Source organism: Thermus igniterrae ATCC 700962 (assembly GCF_000376265.1).
Classification (GTDB): domain Bacteria; phylum Deinococcota; class Deinococci; order Deinococcales; family Thermaceae; genus Thermus; species Thermus igniterrae.
Genome location: NZ_AQWU01000074.1, coordinates 107,841 through 121,132 on the forward strand (window position 1 = coordinate 107,841; position 13,292 = coordinate 121,132).

The window sequence follows — 13,292 nt, forward strand, 5'->3', positions numbered from 1 at the left end:
TTTCCCCTCACGGCCACACCTCCCACTCCAGTTCCAGGGGAAGCTCCTCCCGGATGCGGCGGAGAAGCTCCAGGACATCCTTGGCCGTGGCCTGGCCCAGGTTGATGATAAAGTTGCCGTGCTCCAGGGAGACCATGGCGTCCCCCACCCGCAGGCCCTTGAGCCCCCGCTCGTCGATGAGGCGCCCCGCGGACTGCCCTGGGGGGTTTTTGAAGGCGCATCCGGCGCTTTTCCGCTTGGGCTGGCCCTTGCGGGCGGCGTCTACCTCGGCCATCCGCCGCCGAATCTCCTCCTGGGGACGTTCCTTCAGCCTTAGCTTGACCCGGGTCACGATCCCCCCGGGGGGAAGGCGGCTGGTGCGGTAGCCGAAGCCCAGCTCCTCGGGCCGGTAGAGGTGGAAGCGGCCCTCGTGGAAAATCTCCACCACCTCCAGGGCGTCGGCCATCTCCCCGAAGCGGGTGCCGGCGTTCATCCGCACCGCGCCCCCCACCTGGGCGGGGATGCCAAGAAGCCCTTCCAGCCCGGAAAGCCCCGCCCGGGCCGCCTCCTGCACCAGGAGGGGCAGGAGGGTCCCTGCCCCCACCCAGCCCTGGAGGTCGTAGGCCTGGAACTCCCCCGCCAGGCGGATGACCCGCTCCGGCACCCCCTCGTCCAGGACCAGGAGGTTGGAGCCGTTCCCTAGGACCCGGTAGGGGGCTTCCGTGGCCCTCAGGAGGTCCTCCCGGGTCTCCACGGTCCAGAGCTCGGCGGGCCCTCCCACCCCCAGGGTGGTGTAGTCCTTGAGGAGAACCCGTTCAACCCTCATGGACCAGCCTCCGGGCCAGTTCCGTCACGTCCCCCGCCCCCAGGGTGAGCCACACGTCCTCGGAGGTGGCGCTACTCTTGGCGTAGACCAGGGCCTCCTCGGGGTAGAGGAAGCGGGCCTCGGCCCCCAGGGCGCGAAGCCCCTCGGCGATGCGGCGGCTGAGCTCCTCCGAGGCCGGGCCTCCCCCTTCCCCCGCGGTGTACACGGGGAGGACCACCACCTCGTGGGCCAGGGCCAGGGCCTCCACGAACTCCCGCCAGAGCTCCTGGGTGCGCAACAGGCGGTGGGGCTGGAAGATGGCCCGCACCCGGCGGCCCAGGAGCTTTGCCGCTTCCAGGGTGGCCCGCACCTCCGTGGGGTGGTGGGCGTAGTCGTCCACCACCCAGGCTCCCCGTACCTCTCCCACCTTCTGGAAGCGCCGCCCCACCCCGGGGAAGCGGGCAAGCCCCTTCAGGATGGCCTCCTCCTCCACCCCGAAGGCCAGGGCGGCCAGGGCGGCGGCCAGGGCGTTTTTCACGTTGTGCATGCCCGGCACCCTTAGGGTGGCTTCCCCCAGGATCTTTCCCTGGTGCACTAGGAGGAAGCGGCTTCCCATGGGGCCCAGGATTACTCCTTCCGCCCAGAGCTCCCCCCTTAAGCCGAAGCGCCGCGGGGAGAGGCCGGCGGCCACCTCCTGGAGGAGGGGGTCCTCCGTGGGCACCACCGCCACCTCCGCCCCCGCCAGGAAGCCCCGCATGGCGGCCATCAGGGCCTCGAGGCTCTCGTGGTAGTTGGGTGCCTTCTGCCCCGGGGGGGCGATGTGGTCGGCCTCGAGGTTGGTGGCCACCGCCACCCGCACCCGCACGCCCTGGAAGAGGGCGTCGGACTCGTCCACCTCCGCCAGGCGAGGGCCTAGGCCGTAGCGGGCGTTTCCTGGCAGGAGGGAAAGCTCGCCCCCCAGGAGCACCCAGGGGTCCAGGCCCGCCTCCAGGAGGATGCTGGCCAGCATCCCCGTGGTGGTGGTCTTGCCGTGGGTGCCCGTCACCCCCAGGGAGGGTTTTTGCCCAAGGAGGTGGGCCAGGAGCTCCATGCGCCTCAGCACCCGCATCCCCCGCCGCCTGGCCTCGGTCACCTCGGGGTGGTCCAGGGGGATGGGGGTGGGCACCACCAGGGTGTCCTCCTCCCCCAGATGGGCGGGGTCATGCCCTTGGTGGACGGGTATGCCCAGGGCTTTGGCCCGCTTCCCCGGGGAGAGGTCGCACCCCGTCACGGCCACGCCCTCCGCCCGTAAGAGTTGGGCCAGGGCGCTCATGCCCACCCCTTCCACCCCCATGATGTGCGCGCGCTTCATAGGAATTCCTCCAGCCAATCTGCAATCCTCCCCGCCGCCCCCTCGGGGGAAAGGCGGGCGATGCCCTCCCGGTAGGGCCAGGGGTTCCCCAGGAGGCGCTCCACCTGCTGGGCTAGCCGGGCGTAGTCCCCTAGCTCCGCCCCCCCTGCCTTCTGGTAGGCCCGGGCGTTGGCCAGCTGGGCTCCCCCGTCCAGCCTGGGGTTTAGGGGGAAGAGGAGGGCGGGGAGGCGGTGGAAGGCGGCCTCGGCCAGGGTGCCCGCCCCAGCCCGGGAAAGGAGGAGGTCGGCGGCGCTCATGGCCAGGGGGGCGTCCAGGAAGCCCGCTACCCGGTAGGCCTCTTCCTCCAGGTGGCGGTAGCGGGTAAGCCACCTTTCCCCCACCTGGTGGAGGACGGGGAGGCCTAGGGGTTTGAGGAGGGGAGGTAGCTTTTCGTTGAGTTCCAGGCTCCCCTGGCTACCTCCCAGGACCAGGAGAAGGGGCTTCTTCGGGTCAAAACCCAGCTGGGCTTTGGCTTCCTCCTTTGGGTAGCGCACCTCCCGCACGGGGTAGCCCGTGACCCGGGCCTTGCCCCTGAGCCAGGAGGGCAGGTCTGCGGGCACGCTCAGGGCCAGGCCCCGGGCCAAAGGGGCAAGGAGGCGGATGGCCAGGCCCAGCCTGGCGTTTTGCTCGTGCAGGAGCACGGGAACTCCCTTGAGCTCCCCTAAGAAGGCGGCGGGGAAGCCGGCATACCCCCCGGTGGAGAGGACCGCCTTGGGCCGCTCCTGCTTGAGCACCTTCCAGGCCGCCTGGAGCCCCTGGGCCAGCTTCCAGGCCTCCTTGGGCTTCAAGGCGCTCCGGTCCAGCTTGCCCGCGGGGATGAGGGCGTGGGGCAGGGGGCTTTGCGGGAGGAGGCGGGCCTCGAGGCCCTCCCGGCTCCCCACGTAGAAGACCGCGTGCCCCCGCCGCCTCAGCTCCTCGGCCACGGCCAGGGCGGGAAAGAGGTGCCCCCCCGTACCACCCCCCGTCAGGAGGACCATTCCACCACCCCCTTGGCCCGCACCTCCCGGGCCAGGCGCAGGAGTATTCCCACGGCAAGCCCCGAGACCAGAAGCGAGCTTCCCCCATAGGACACCAGGGGCAAAGGCACCCCGGTTACCGGGAGGAAGCCCATGGTCACCCCGATGTTGAGGGCCGCCTGCAGGGTGAGGTAGAGGGTGAGGCCCAGGGCCACCAGGCTTAAGGGGCCCTTGAGGGCCAGGGCCAGGGACAGGCCCCGCAGGAAGAGGAGGAAGTACAGAAAGAGGACCACCAGCCCCCCCAGCCAGCCCGTGGCGAAGACCACGCTGGCGAAGACCATGTCGTTATGGGCCTCGGGCAGGTGGGGCAGCTCCCCCCCGGGGCCCTGGCCGAAGGGACCTGCTAGGACCAGGGCTTTCTGGGCCTGGAGCACCTGGTAGGCGGCCTGGGAGGGGTTGGCTTCCCCTTGGATGTAATCCAAAAATCCCGCGAAGCGTTCGGAGACGTAGCTGAAGCGGGCAAAGTAGTAGCCGGAGAAGGGGGAGAGGGCCAGAACCCCCGCCAGGCTCACCACCACAAGCCGCCGCCAGGGGACGCCCGCCAGCACGAAGAGGAGCCCTCCCAGGGTGAGGAGGAAGAGGGCGGTGGCGAAGTCGGGCTCCACCAGCACCAACCCGGCGGTGGCCGCGGTGAGGATGGCCGCCCCCACGATGGGGTAGTCGTGCCCCTTGCGCCCCACAAAAGAGGCCAGGTAGAAGACCAGGGCCAGCTTGGCCAGCTCGGAGGGTTGGAAGGCCACAGGGCCCAGGTAGAACCAGCGCCGCACCCCCCCAGGCCCATCCCCCACCAGGAGGACCAGGACCAAAAGGACCAGGGTGGCCCCCAGGAGGACCCTGGCCCCCTGGAGGAGGCGCATGGGCGGCAGGGCAAAGCCCAGGGCCATGGCCCCCAGGGCGCTTCCCACCCGCAGGAGGTGGCCCTGCAGGAGGTCGGGCTCGGCCACCCCCACCCCCAGGAGGCCAAAGGCCATGAGGAGCAGGCTGCTCAGGAGGAGGACGGGGTCCAAGGCTCACCTCCTAGGGCATAGACGGCCTCGCGGAAGGCCTGGGCCCGGTCCTTGTAGTCCCGGAACTGGTCAAAGCTCTGGGCCAGAGGGGCAAGGAGGACGCTTCCCGCCGTGAGCCGCGCCAGGGCCTCGGCCACCGCCCGGCGCAGGGCGGCCCGGCCTTCCTTCTCCTCAATGGCCACCACCTCCACCCCCCCTCCCAGGGCCTGGGCCATGCGGGGACCGTCCCGGCCGATGGCCAGCACCACCCGCACCCGGGGGAGGAGGGGCTTCAGGGGCTCCAGGTCCGCCCCCTTGTCCTCCCCTCCCAGGATCCAGGCGATGGGGGCGGGGGCGGCCCGGAGGGCCGCGGCCACCGAGGCGGTGCGGGTGGCGATGGAGTCGTCAATGAAGACCACCTCCCCCTTGCGGGCAAAGGCCTGGAAGCGGTGGGGCGGGGCGGGGAGGGTTTGCAGGCTGGCGGAAAGGGCTTCCTGATCCAGGGGGCGACCCAGAAGGTCCAGGTAGGCCTGGGTGGCCTTCAGGGCCGCCTGGAGGTTGCTCTCCCGGGGGTCTTCCGCCGGGGTGAAGGGGTAGGGCCGGGCAGGGGAGGCCTGGGCCGCCTCCCGCACCCGGGGGTCGGCGGCGTTGTAGACCAGGGCGTCCTCCGGGGTGAGGTTTTTTAGGAGGTTCAGCTTGGCCCCGTGGTAGGCGGCCAGGCTTCCGTGGCGGTCCAGGTGGTCCACCCCCAGGTTGAGGAGGACCGCCACCCGGGGGCGGAAGGCGTGGATGCGCTCCAGCTGGAAGCTGGAAAGCTCGGCTACCGCCACCTCGGCTTCGTCCACCACGCTGACCAGGGGAGGGTCCACGTTTCCCCCTTCCAGGGCCCTAATCCCCTGGCCCCGCAGGAGGTGGGCGGTGAAGAGGGTGGTGGAGGTTTTACCCGCGGTGCCGGTGATGCCGATGATGGGGGTGGAGGAGAGGCGGTAGGCCAGCTCGGCCTCCCCCAGGACCATGGCCCCACGTTGCCGGAGCCTCTCCAGGTTGGGATGGTTCAGGGGCACCCCGGGGGCGGCCACCACCTCCTCGTAGGGGCCTGCCAGTTCCCAGTCGGGGGTGAAGCCCAGGGCCAGGGCCTCCTGGACCTCGGCCTCCTTGGGCTGGTCGTCGTAGAAGTGGGCGGCCAGGCCCCTCGCCTTCAGGAAGCGCAGGACCCCCAGGCCGCTTCGCCCCAGGCCGTAGACCAGCATCATGCGCCACCTCCCATGCCGAAGGCCACCGCCGTGGCCAAGGCGGTGAGGAGGGCGAAGCGGAAGACGATCTTGGCCTCCCCCCAGCCCAGGAGCTCAAAGTGGTGGTGCAGGGGGCTCATGCGCAGGAGACGCCGGCCCGTCCGCCGGAAGTAGAGGACCTGGGCCACCACGGAGAGCACCTCCAGCACCGGCACGATGGCTGCCAGGGGCAGGAGCCAGAGCTTCCCCGTGAGGATGAAAAGCCCGGCCACCAGGGCCCCCAGGGCCTGGCTCCCCGTGTCCCCCATGAAGACCTTGGCCTTGGGGGCATTGTGCCAGAGGAAGCCCAGCACCGCCCCCAGGAGGGTTTGGGCGAAGGGCCAGGGGTAGAAGGGCAGGAGGAGGACCGCGGTCACCGAGGCCAGGAGGCCGTCCAGGCCGTCGGTGAAGTTGAAGGCGTTGGCCGCTCCCACCACCGCCAGCAGGATGAGGAGGACGTCCAGGAGGGGCCAGGGGGTGTAGGCCACCTGCCGCACCGCCCAAAGGGCGAAGACCAGGGCCATGATCCCCTGGAAGAGGAGCTTTTCCCGGGCCCTCAAGGGCCGGGCGAGGCTTCCCCCCAGGTCGTCCAAGAGGCCCAGAAGGGCGAACCCGAGCCCCAGGAGCCAGAGGCCCATCAGGCCATCCTTCTCGCCCACCAGGTAGGCCAGGAAGGCGGCCAGGAGGAAGGCCACGCCCCCCATGCTGGGGGTGCCTTCCTTGGCCAGGTGGGTCTGGGGGCCATCCTGGCGCACCCGTTTGCCAAGCCCCAGCTGGCGCATGAGGACCACCCAGAAGGCGGTGAGCACCCAGGAGAGGAGGAGGGCTAGGGCCATGCCACCTCCTTACAGGAGAGGGTGCGGTTTCCCGGGACCAGGTAGAGGACCTCTTCCCAGGTGGCGAAGTCCTGGGCTTCCGCCACCGGCCTCAGGCCCTTTGGGCCCACCAGGTAGACCCGGTCCAGGAGGGCCACTGCCCCGCAGGCTCCCGCCTGGGCCTTGCGCACGGGGTGGGGGAGGGGGAGGCTTTGGCCCTCCGGGAAGAAGAAGGCCTCCTCCCCCAGGGCCACCACCTGCCCCTCCAGGGCCACCACCTGCTGGAAGCGGCCCCGGCGGAGGAGGGTGTTCTCCAGGTAAAGCCCTTCCCGGCCCACCCAGTAAAGCCCGCCCTCCGTGAGGGCGGCGTCCTGGGCCGGGTAGGGTAGGAGGCCCCCTTCCGTGAAGACACCCTCCCCCAGGCCCACCACCAGCCTGGGGCTGGCCCGGAGGAAGCGGGGAGTGCCGGGTAGGGGAAGGCTTTCCAGGCGTCCTTCCCGGTAGACCAGAAGCTGGTAGGGGTAGGCGGCGTAGAGGGTGTTCCCGTTGGCGTCCAGGAAGAGGGGTGTCCCGGGCAGGGCCACCTGGAAGCGCCCGGCCACCAGGCCCCCCTGGACGAAGCCCCCTGGGTAGGGAAGGGCAGGAGGGGGAGCCTGCAGGGGTGCGCAGGCGGAAAGCAGAAGCAGGGGCAGGGGATTTAGGCGTCCCATAGCTCCAGGATCCTCTCCAGGGAGACGGCCCTCGAGGCCTTCAGGTAGACCAGGTCCCCGGGCCTTACCCGCTCCTTGAGCCAGCCCAGGGCCTCCTCCAGGGTGGCCACAGCCTCCCCCCCCATGGCGGCCTGGGCCTCTGCGTAAGGGCCCAGGTAAAGGGGAGCCAGGCCCAGCCTGGCCGCTTCCTCTGCCACCTGAAGGTGGAGCTTCTCTGCCTCTTCTCCCAGTTCCCGCATCTCCCCCAGCACCGCCCACTTCCGCCCCGGCTGGGCGGCAAGCCAGGCCAAGCCTGCCTTCACTGAGAGGGGGTTGGCGTTGTAGGCGTCGTGCAGAAAGACTACGCCCCCCTTTTCCCGGCGTTCCATGCGCCCTGGGGGCAGGCGCAGCTGGGCCAGCCTTTCGGCCACCTCTTCTGGGTTCTGGCCCAACAGTTCCGCCGCCGCCAGGGCCGCCAGGGCCGCCAGGGCCGGCCCCAGGCCCGGGTAGGGCACCCACACCCGCAAGGGGCCGTAGCGGAAGCGGCTCCCCTCGGGGCCCAGTTCCAGCTCCCGGCCGGGGAAGGTGGCCTCCCCGAAGCCGTAGGTGGGGAAGCCCCTGGGGTGGCCGAAGGCCTCTAGGACCTCCGCCGCCTGGAGGCTCACCAGGGCCTCCTGGGCCTCGAGGAGCCCGGCCTCCTCCTCCACCACCCCCCGGAGGTCGCCAAAGGCCTCGAGGTGCTCCTCCCCCAAGGCGGTGAGCACGGCAAGCCTGGGCTGGGCCACCGCCATCAGCTCGGCCATCTCCCCCTTGCGGTCTATGCCCAGTTCCACCACCGCCCCCAAGGCCTTGGGGTCCAGCCGCAGGAAGAAGCGGACCAGGGGGGGCAGGGTGTTCTGGTTACCCGGGGGCGCAGGGAAGGCCAGGCCCTGGGCCAGGGCCTCCTTGGTGGTGGTCTTGCCCGAGCTTCCCCCCACGGCCACCACCACCCCTGGGAAGGACCCCCTCAGGGCCTGGCCCAGGCGGAGGAGAGCTTTGTAGGGGTCTTTCACCTCCACCGTGGCCGGCCCCGGGCGGTCGGAGAGGACCAGGTGGGCCCCCCGGGTCAGGGCCTCCGCCGCGTAGGCCCGGCCATGGGTCTTTGCCCCCGGCAGGGCCACGAAGAGGCTTCCCGGGGCCACCTCCCGGCTGTCCCAGTGGAGGTCCACCACGGGGCGTCCCCCTGGGTGGAGCCGGCCCCCCGTGGCCTCGGCCACCCATTCCGGCGTTATTTCCCTAACGTGAGCAAGATGCACAAGTGCCTCACCGCCCTTCAGCATAGGGGGGGATGCCCCGGTAGGCCAAGAGCCCGGCGGCCACCTCCCGGAAGATGGGAGCCGCCACCTGGCTCCCGTGGACCTCCCCCTTGGGGTGGTGCACGGCCACCACCACCGTGTAGAGGGGCTGGTCCCCGGGTACGAAGCCGGCGAACCAGGCGGTGAAGACCTCCCGGGAGTAGCGCCCCTCCACCACCACCTGGGCGGTCCCCGTCTTCCCTGCCAGGGGGTAGCCCGGCAGGTGGGCCCGGGGGGCGAGCCCCTCCTGGAGGGCCTGGCGCACCGCCTGGGCGGTGGCCGGGGAGAAGACCCGTTCCTCCCGCTTTTCCTGCTCCAAAAAGAGGCGGGGAGAACGGTAGATCCCATCCGTCAGGGCGGCGAAGGCCGCCGCCAGGTGCAGGGGGGTGACCAGGAAGCCCTGGCCGAAGGTGTGGTTGGCGTAGGCGGCCTGGCTCCACTCCCTGGGGGGCTTGACCGTGGGGGCGGCCACCCGCACCCCGGGCAGGGGGTCCGCATCCGTAAGGTGGAGCCGGGCCATGTAGGCGTAAAGGGTTTCCTTGGGCAGGGCCTCGGCCAGGAGGCTGATGCCCACGTTGGAGGAGTAGCGCAGGACCTCGGCCAGGGTAAGGGTTGGGGGGTGGGGCAGGGCGTCGCGAATGGTCCACCCGTCCACCACCCGGTACCTGGGGGCTTCCACCTGCGTGGTGAGGGTAGCGGCCCCCTCCTCCAGGAGGATGGCGGCGGTGAGGGCCTTCATGGTGGAGCCGGGCTCCAGGGGTACCAAGAAGGCGTGGTTGCGCCAGGAGAGGTCCTTGCCGGGGTCTTTCCGGGGGGCCAGGGGGTCAAAGGCAGGGCCGTTGGCCACGGCCAAAAGCTCCCCTTCCCGGCTAAGGACGATGGCGGTGGCAAAGCTTCCCTGGCTCCTCGCCAGGCCCTCCCAGAGGGCCCGCTCCGCCATGGCCTGGATCCAGGGGTCCAGGGTGAGGGTGAAGGCCCTCCCCTCGGAGAGGGCGGCGTTCAGGTCTCGTTCCAGGCCCTCGAGGCCCCTCCCCGATCCCCGCTCCCCAAAGCCCAAAAGTTGGCTGGCGCTGGGGCCCAGGGGATAGTAGCGGCCGCCTTCCAGGCTGAGGGCTAAAGGGGTGCCGTCCCGGGCGTAGAGGTTGCCCCGGAGGGGTGGAGGGGCGGGAGGGGCAGAGGTGGGCCTTGGGGCGTGGACCACCAGGGCATAGACCCCCAGGACGAAGAGGAAGAGCCACGCCCCAAGGCCCACCAGGACCAGGGGCACCCGTTGCACGCCCGCGGTCACGGGTTCCACCTCCCCTCGCTCATGGGCACAAAACCCTCCTCTTCGGCCCACTCCAGCACCCGAAGGGGCCGGCCCAGGCGCCAGGCCTCCTTCAGCAGGGCTTCCTCCTCGGCCTTAAGCTTCTTGAGTTGCGCCTCCATTTCCGCTAGGTGGGCCCTTTCCACCTGGTTGCGGTGCCCGAAGGCGAAGAGGAGGAGGAGGGCCAAGAGGTACAAGAGCCCAAAGCGCCACACCGCCCTCATGCGCCCTCCTTCTCCCCGGCCCGCAGTTTGGCGCTCCGGGCCCGGGGGTTCTGCGCCACCTCCTCGGGGGTGGGGGTGATGGGCTTCTTGGTGAGCACCTTGAGGCCGCTTTCCTTGAGGAAGTGCTTGACCAGCCGGTCCTCGAGGGAGTGGAAGGTGATGACCACCAGGCGCCCCCCGGGGGCCAGGGCCTCCTTGGCCTGTTCCAGAAACTCGGCCAGGGCACCCAGTTCGTCGTTGACGTACATGCGCAGGGCCTGGAAGGTCTTCCGGGCGGGATGGCCGGCCTTGCGGAAGCCCACCGCCCGGCGCACGATTTCCGCCAGCTCCGTGGTGGTGCGGATGGGGGCCTTCCTCCTGGCCTCCACGATGGCCTTGGCGATGCGGTAGGCCTGCTTTTCCTCCCCCAGGTCCCGCAGGATGCGGTAAAGCTCTTCCAGGGGAAGGGTGTTCACCACCTCCTCGGCGGTGGGGCCCTCCTTGCCCATGCGCATGTCCAGGGGGCCTTCCTTCTGGTAGCTGAAGCCCCGCTGTGGGTCGTCCAGGTGGAAGCTGGACACGCCCAGGTCCGCCAGGATGCCGGCCACCTTTTCCACCCCCGCTTCCTCCAGCACCGCCTTGAGGTGGCGGAAGTTTTTCTGGAAGACCCTGAGGCCCGGGAGGTTCAGGGCCCGGGCGCGCTCCACTGCCTCGGGGTCCTGGTCCAGCCCCAGGACCAGCCCCCCCCGCTCCAGGATGCCCCGGGTGTGGCCGGCGCCCCCCAGGGTGGCGTCCACATAGACCCGGCCGGGCTGCACGGAAAGCAGGTCCAGGACCTCTTGGTAGAGTACGGGAACGTGTTGGGTAATGGCTTCCATAAATTCCTACCCAATAAGCCCGCGCAGGGCCTCTGGGGCCGGCGGGTTCTGCATGATCTCCTCAATGGCCTTCCACCAGCGCGCTTGGCTCCAAATCTCCAGCCTTCCCGGGGCCCCGGCGATCACCACCTCCCCCCCTTCCTCCAGGCCGGCGAACTGGCGCAGGGGCGGGGGGATGAGGACGCGGGAGGCGTTGTCCATGCGGGTCTTGTGGGCGCCGGAGTAGAAGAAGCGCACAAAGGCCCGGGCCTGAGCGTCGGTGAGGGGCAGGTTGACCAGCTGTTCCTCAATCTTGCGCCAGCGGTCGGAGGGGAAGACGTAAAGGCAGCCTTCCATGCCCCGGGTGAGCACCAGCCCGTCCTCGAGGAAATCGCGGAAAGGGCCGGGGATAACCACCCGCCCCTTGTCGTCCAGGCTGTACTGGTACTCGCCGAAGGGCATTTCCCACCCACTCCCACCTTCTGAGGATTGGCCTGGCACCTCTGTGGGACCCTAGGCCCTACCCAAAGAAGGCTTTTCGGGGGCAAGTATAGCATGCTTCCCCCACAGTTTTCCACCAGGTCCCACCTGAGACCCACCTATCTCCCACTCCCCCCGCAAGAAAAAACCCCGAGCCGAAGCTCGGGGTCCAGGACGGGGCGTAAGCCGGGTTCTGTTTCTGCGGTCATCTCTCTGGGACCACGGTCGCCCGTGGCCTCAAGCGGCCCATCCCGCAGGTTCTGGCGGGCCGGGCAAGCCCTTCCTGCCTACTGGGCCTTGCACCGGGTGGGGTTTGCCGTGCCCCAGCCTGTTGCCAGGCCAGGCGGTGGGCTCTTACCCCACCGTTTCACCCTTGCCCGCACCGGGCCTTGGGCCCGGCCGCTGGCGGTCTTTTCTCTGTGGCACTTTCCGTCGGGTTACCCCGCCCAGCCGTTAGCTGGCACCCTGCCCTATGGTGCCCGGACTTTCCTCACCCAGGGGGGTTGGCCCCTGAGCGCGACCGCGCCCCCGTCCTGAGGCATTCCCCATTGTACAGGGCTTGGGGCGGTTTGGGTATCCGGACCCCAACCCGGGGACGGAGAACTCCTGGGCCAGCGCCTCCTTGGGGTGCGCCTGGCCCCCTTGGCCCAGGAGGGGCGCATACGGTTGGCCACCCGGGGCCATGCCTGCTATGGTGGGGGGGTGAGGGTTCCTTGGTACGCACCCCTCGTCCTCCTCTTCCTGGCCCTGGTGGGCCTTGGGGTTCTGGGGCTTCTTTGGCTTCTTGGCGCCCTGGCCCTGGCGGGGGGCGCCCTCTGGTGGGCCTGGGTGTGGCTTCGCCGCCGCCTTTTTGGTCCCCCCTGGCGCCGCCTTCCTCCGCCCTAGGCTTGCGGAAGCCGGGGGCACCAGGTAAGCTTAGAAGTGGTTTTCGCACGGCCAAGACCGTGCGGAAGGAGGCGAGCGTGAAAGAAGGTATTCACCCCAAGCTGGTGCCCGCCCGCATCATCTGCGGTTGCGGCAACGTGATCCACACCTACTCCACCAAACCCGAGATCCACGTGGAAGTCTGCAGCAAGTGCCACCCCTTCTACACGGGGCAGCAGCGCTTCGTGGACACGGAAGGCCGCGTAGAGCGCTTCCAGCGCCGCTACGGGGACTCTTACCGCAAGGGGCGGTAGGGGTTTAGGAGTTGGGGCGGGGCCATTAGGGCCTCGCCTCTTCTGCTAGTAGTTTCAGGAAAAGGGTTTCCAGACTCGGCATTCCCCGGCTCACCTCCAGGACCTCCACGGGAAGGTGGGCCAAGTGTTCCCGTAAGGCTTCCCACTCCCCCAGGAAGACCAGGCGGTCCTCCCCTTCGGGAAGCCATCCGTCCCCCAGGACTTGCGCCAGGACCTGGGCTTGGGGTGCGGCCAGCCGCACCACGTACCCTTCTCCCGCCCATTCCCGGAGAAGGGCCCGGGTGGGGCCTTCCTTCAGGAGCCTGCCCTTCTGCAGGAAGGCCACCCGGTCGCTCACCCTCTCCACCGTGGCCAGGTCGTGGGAGGTGAGGAGGATGCCGATCCCCTCCCCTTTTAGGCCAATGAGGATTTCCTCCAATTCTTTGCGGCTCATGGGGTCCAGGCCCAGGGTGGGCTCGTCCAGGAGAAGGAAACGGGGGGAGAGGGCAAGGGCCAGGGCCAAGGCAGCCTTTTGCTGCATGCCCCGGGAAAGGGAGGCCAGGGGAGTGTGGAGCCGGTCCTTAAGGCCAAAACGCTCCAGCCAGCTCACGAAGCGGGGTCGCACCGCCTTCGGGGATAGGCCCCGGATGCCCCCGAAGTAGAGGGCGTTGGCCAGAAGGGGGAGGTTTAGGTAAACCCCCTTTTCGCCCCCCTTTCGGATATTCAATGCATACCCCCTTGACAAGCCAAAGGAAAAGGGGGCGCTTGGTGAGCTGTGGAAGAACACCAGACGCCCCCTTCCATCCTACCCCTGTCCCTGGAGGAACTGGTCCCCCTGCTCCAGGCATGGCTCCAAGCCCGCTTGCCAGAAGGGGAGAGAAANCCCGGCAGGCCCAGGACCTTCTCCGACCTCAGCCTCTTTCTCTTCCACCTGGTCCGCGCCCTCCTGGGCTTCTCCAGCGAACGCATGCGCCGGGAACTGGCCCGCAACCCTAGGCTCCGCA

The 13,292-nt window shown here is 69.6% G+C and carries 15 protein-coding genes and 1 other RNA gene; 2 read left to right on the forward strand and 14 right to left on the reverse strand.

Translation table 11 applies throughout. From position 1 onward, the window contains the following. Positions 1 to 7: 7 nt before the first annotated feature. From B128_RS0111905 to rnpB, 13 genes are all read right to left on the reverse strand, one after another. A complete protein-coding gene (locus B128_RS0111905) occupies positions 8 to 805 on the reverse strand; it encodes a UDP-N-acetylmuramate dehydrogenase (protein WP_018112501.1) in 798 nt (265 codons plus the stop codon). After that, positions 795 to 2,135, reverse strand: coding sequence for a UDP-N-acetylmuramate--L-alanine ligase (gene murC, locus B128_RS0111910; protein WP_018112502.1), 1,341 nt, complete (start codon positions 2,133 to 2,135; stop codon positions 795 to 797). Before murC ends, B128_RS0111905 begins: the two co-directional genes overlap by 11 nt. After that, positions 2,132 to 3,151, reverse strand: coding sequence for a UDP-N-acetylglucosamine--N-acetylmuramyl-(pentapeptide) pyrophosphoryl-undecaprenol N-acetylglucosamine transferase (locus tag B128_RS0111915; protein ID WP_018112503.1), 1,020 nt, complete (start codon positions 3,149 to 3,151; stop codon positions 2,132 to 2,134). Before B128_RS0111915 ends, murC begins: the two co-directional genes overlap by 4 nt. Further along, positions 3,139 to 4,197, reverse strand: coding sequence for an FtsW/RodA/SpoVE family cell cycle protein (locus B128_RS0111920; RefSeq protein WP_018112504.1), 1,059 nt, complete (start codon positions 4,195 to 4,197; stop codon positions 3,139 to 3,141). Before B128_RS0111920 ends, B128_RS0111915 begins: the two co-directional genes overlap by 13 nt. Further along, positions 4,176 to 5,429: a Mur ligase family protein gene (locus B128_RS0111925; RefSeq protein ID WP_018112505.1), complete on the reverse strand. Its 1,254-nt coding sequence runs from the start codon at positions 5,427 to 5,429 to the stop codon at positions 4,176 to 4,178. The genes B128_RS0111920 and B128_RS0111925 overlap by 22 nt, the downstream gene beginning before the upstream one ends. Then, on the reverse strand, positions 5,426 to 6,283 hold the full coding sequence (locus tag B128_RS0111930; protein ID WP_018112506.1) for a phospho-N-acetylmuramoyl-pentapeptide-transferase: 858 nt from the start codon (positions 6,281 to 6,283) through the stop codon (positions 5,426 to 5,428). The genes B128_RS0111925 and B128_RS0111930 overlap by 4 nt, the downstream gene beginning before the upstream one ends. Then, positions 6,274 to 6,972, reverse strand: a complete 699-nt coding sequence (locus B128_RS0111935; RefSeq protein WP_018112507.1) for a hypothetical protein — start codon at positions 6,970 to 6,972, stop codon at positions 6,274 to 6,276. The genes B128_RS0111930 and B128_RS0111935 overlap by 10 nt, the downstream gene beginning before the upstream one ends. Next, positions 6,960 to 8,270: a UDP-N-acetylmuramoyl-tripeptide--D-alanyl-D-alanine ligase gene (locus B128_RS0111940; RefSeq protein WP_026175232.1), complete on the reverse strand. Its 1,311-nt coding sequence runs from the start codon at positions 8,268 to 8,270 to the stop codon at positions 6,960 to 6,962. The genes B128_RS0111935 and B128_RS0111940 overlap by 13 nt, the downstream gene beginning before the upstream one ends. After that, positions 8,254 to 9,573 (reverse strand): peptidoglycan D,D-transpeptidase FtsI family protein, encoded by a 1,320-nt coding sequence (locus B128_RS0111945; protein ID WP_026175234.1) that lies wholly within the window; start codon positions 9,571 to 9,573, stop codon positions 8,254 to 8,256. The genes B128_RS0111940 and B128_RS0111945 overlap by 17 nt, the downstream gene beginning before the upstream one ends. Beyond that, positions 9,570 to 9,815 carry a hypothetical protein gene (locus B128_RS0111950; protein WP_018112510.1) on the reverse strand — a complete coding sequence of 82 codons (246 nt, stop codon included), beginning with the start codon at positions 9,813 to 9,815 and terminating at the stop codon, positions 9,570 to 9,572. The genes B128_RS0111945 and B128_RS0111950 overlap by 4 nt, the downstream gene beginning before the upstream one ends. Further along, a complete protein-coding gene (gene rsmH / locus B128_RS0111955; protein WP_018112511.1) occupies positions 9,812 to 10,672 on the reverse strand; it encodes a 16S rRNA (cytosine(1402)-N(4))-methyltransferase RsmH in 861 nt (286 codons plus the stop codon). The genes B128_RS0111950 and rsmH overlap by 4 nt, the downstream gene beginning before the upstream one ends. Before the next feature lie 6 nt (positions 10,673 to 10,678). Next, positions 10,679 to 11,113, reverse strand: a complete 435-nt coding sequence (gene mraZ, locus B128_RS0111960) for a division/cell wall cluster transcriptional repressor MraZ (protein ID WP_018112512.1) — start codon at positions 11,111 to 11,113, stop codon at positions 10,679 to 10,681. Between the two features lie 184 nt (positions 11,114 to 11,297). Continuing rightward, positions 11,298 to 11,667: RNase P RNA component class A (rnpB, locus tag B128_RS12465), an RNA gene on the reverse strand. Positions 11,668 to 11,833: 166 nt separating this feature from the next. On the opposite strand from rnpB, the gene B128_RS0111965 reads away from it, so the two are divergent. Continuing rightward, positions 11,834 to 12,016, forward strand: coding sequence for a hypothetical protein (locus tag B128_RS0111965; protein WP_026175235.1), 183 nt, complete (start codon positions 11,834 to 11,836; stop codon positions 12,014 to 12,016). A gap of 77 nt (positions 12,017 to 12,093) precedes the next feature. Next, the gene (rpmE, locus tag B128_RS12975) at positions 12,094 to 12,309 is read left to right on the forward strand and encodes a 50S ribosomal protein L31 (RefSeq protein WP_018112514.1); all 216 of its coding nucleotides are present in this window, start codon (positions 12,094 to 12,096) and stop codon (positions 12,307 to 12,309) included. Positions 12,310 to 12,334: 25 nt separating this feature from the next. Here the strand turns inward: rpmE and B128_RS12410 are convergent, their stop codons facing one another. Then, complete coding sequence (locus tag B128_RS12410; protein ID WP_018112515.1) at positions 12,335 to 13,015, reverse strand: AAA family ATPase; 681 nt, start codon at positions 13,013 to 13,015, stop codon at positions 12,335 to 12,337. Positions 13,016 to 13,292: the final 277 nt, after the last annotated feature.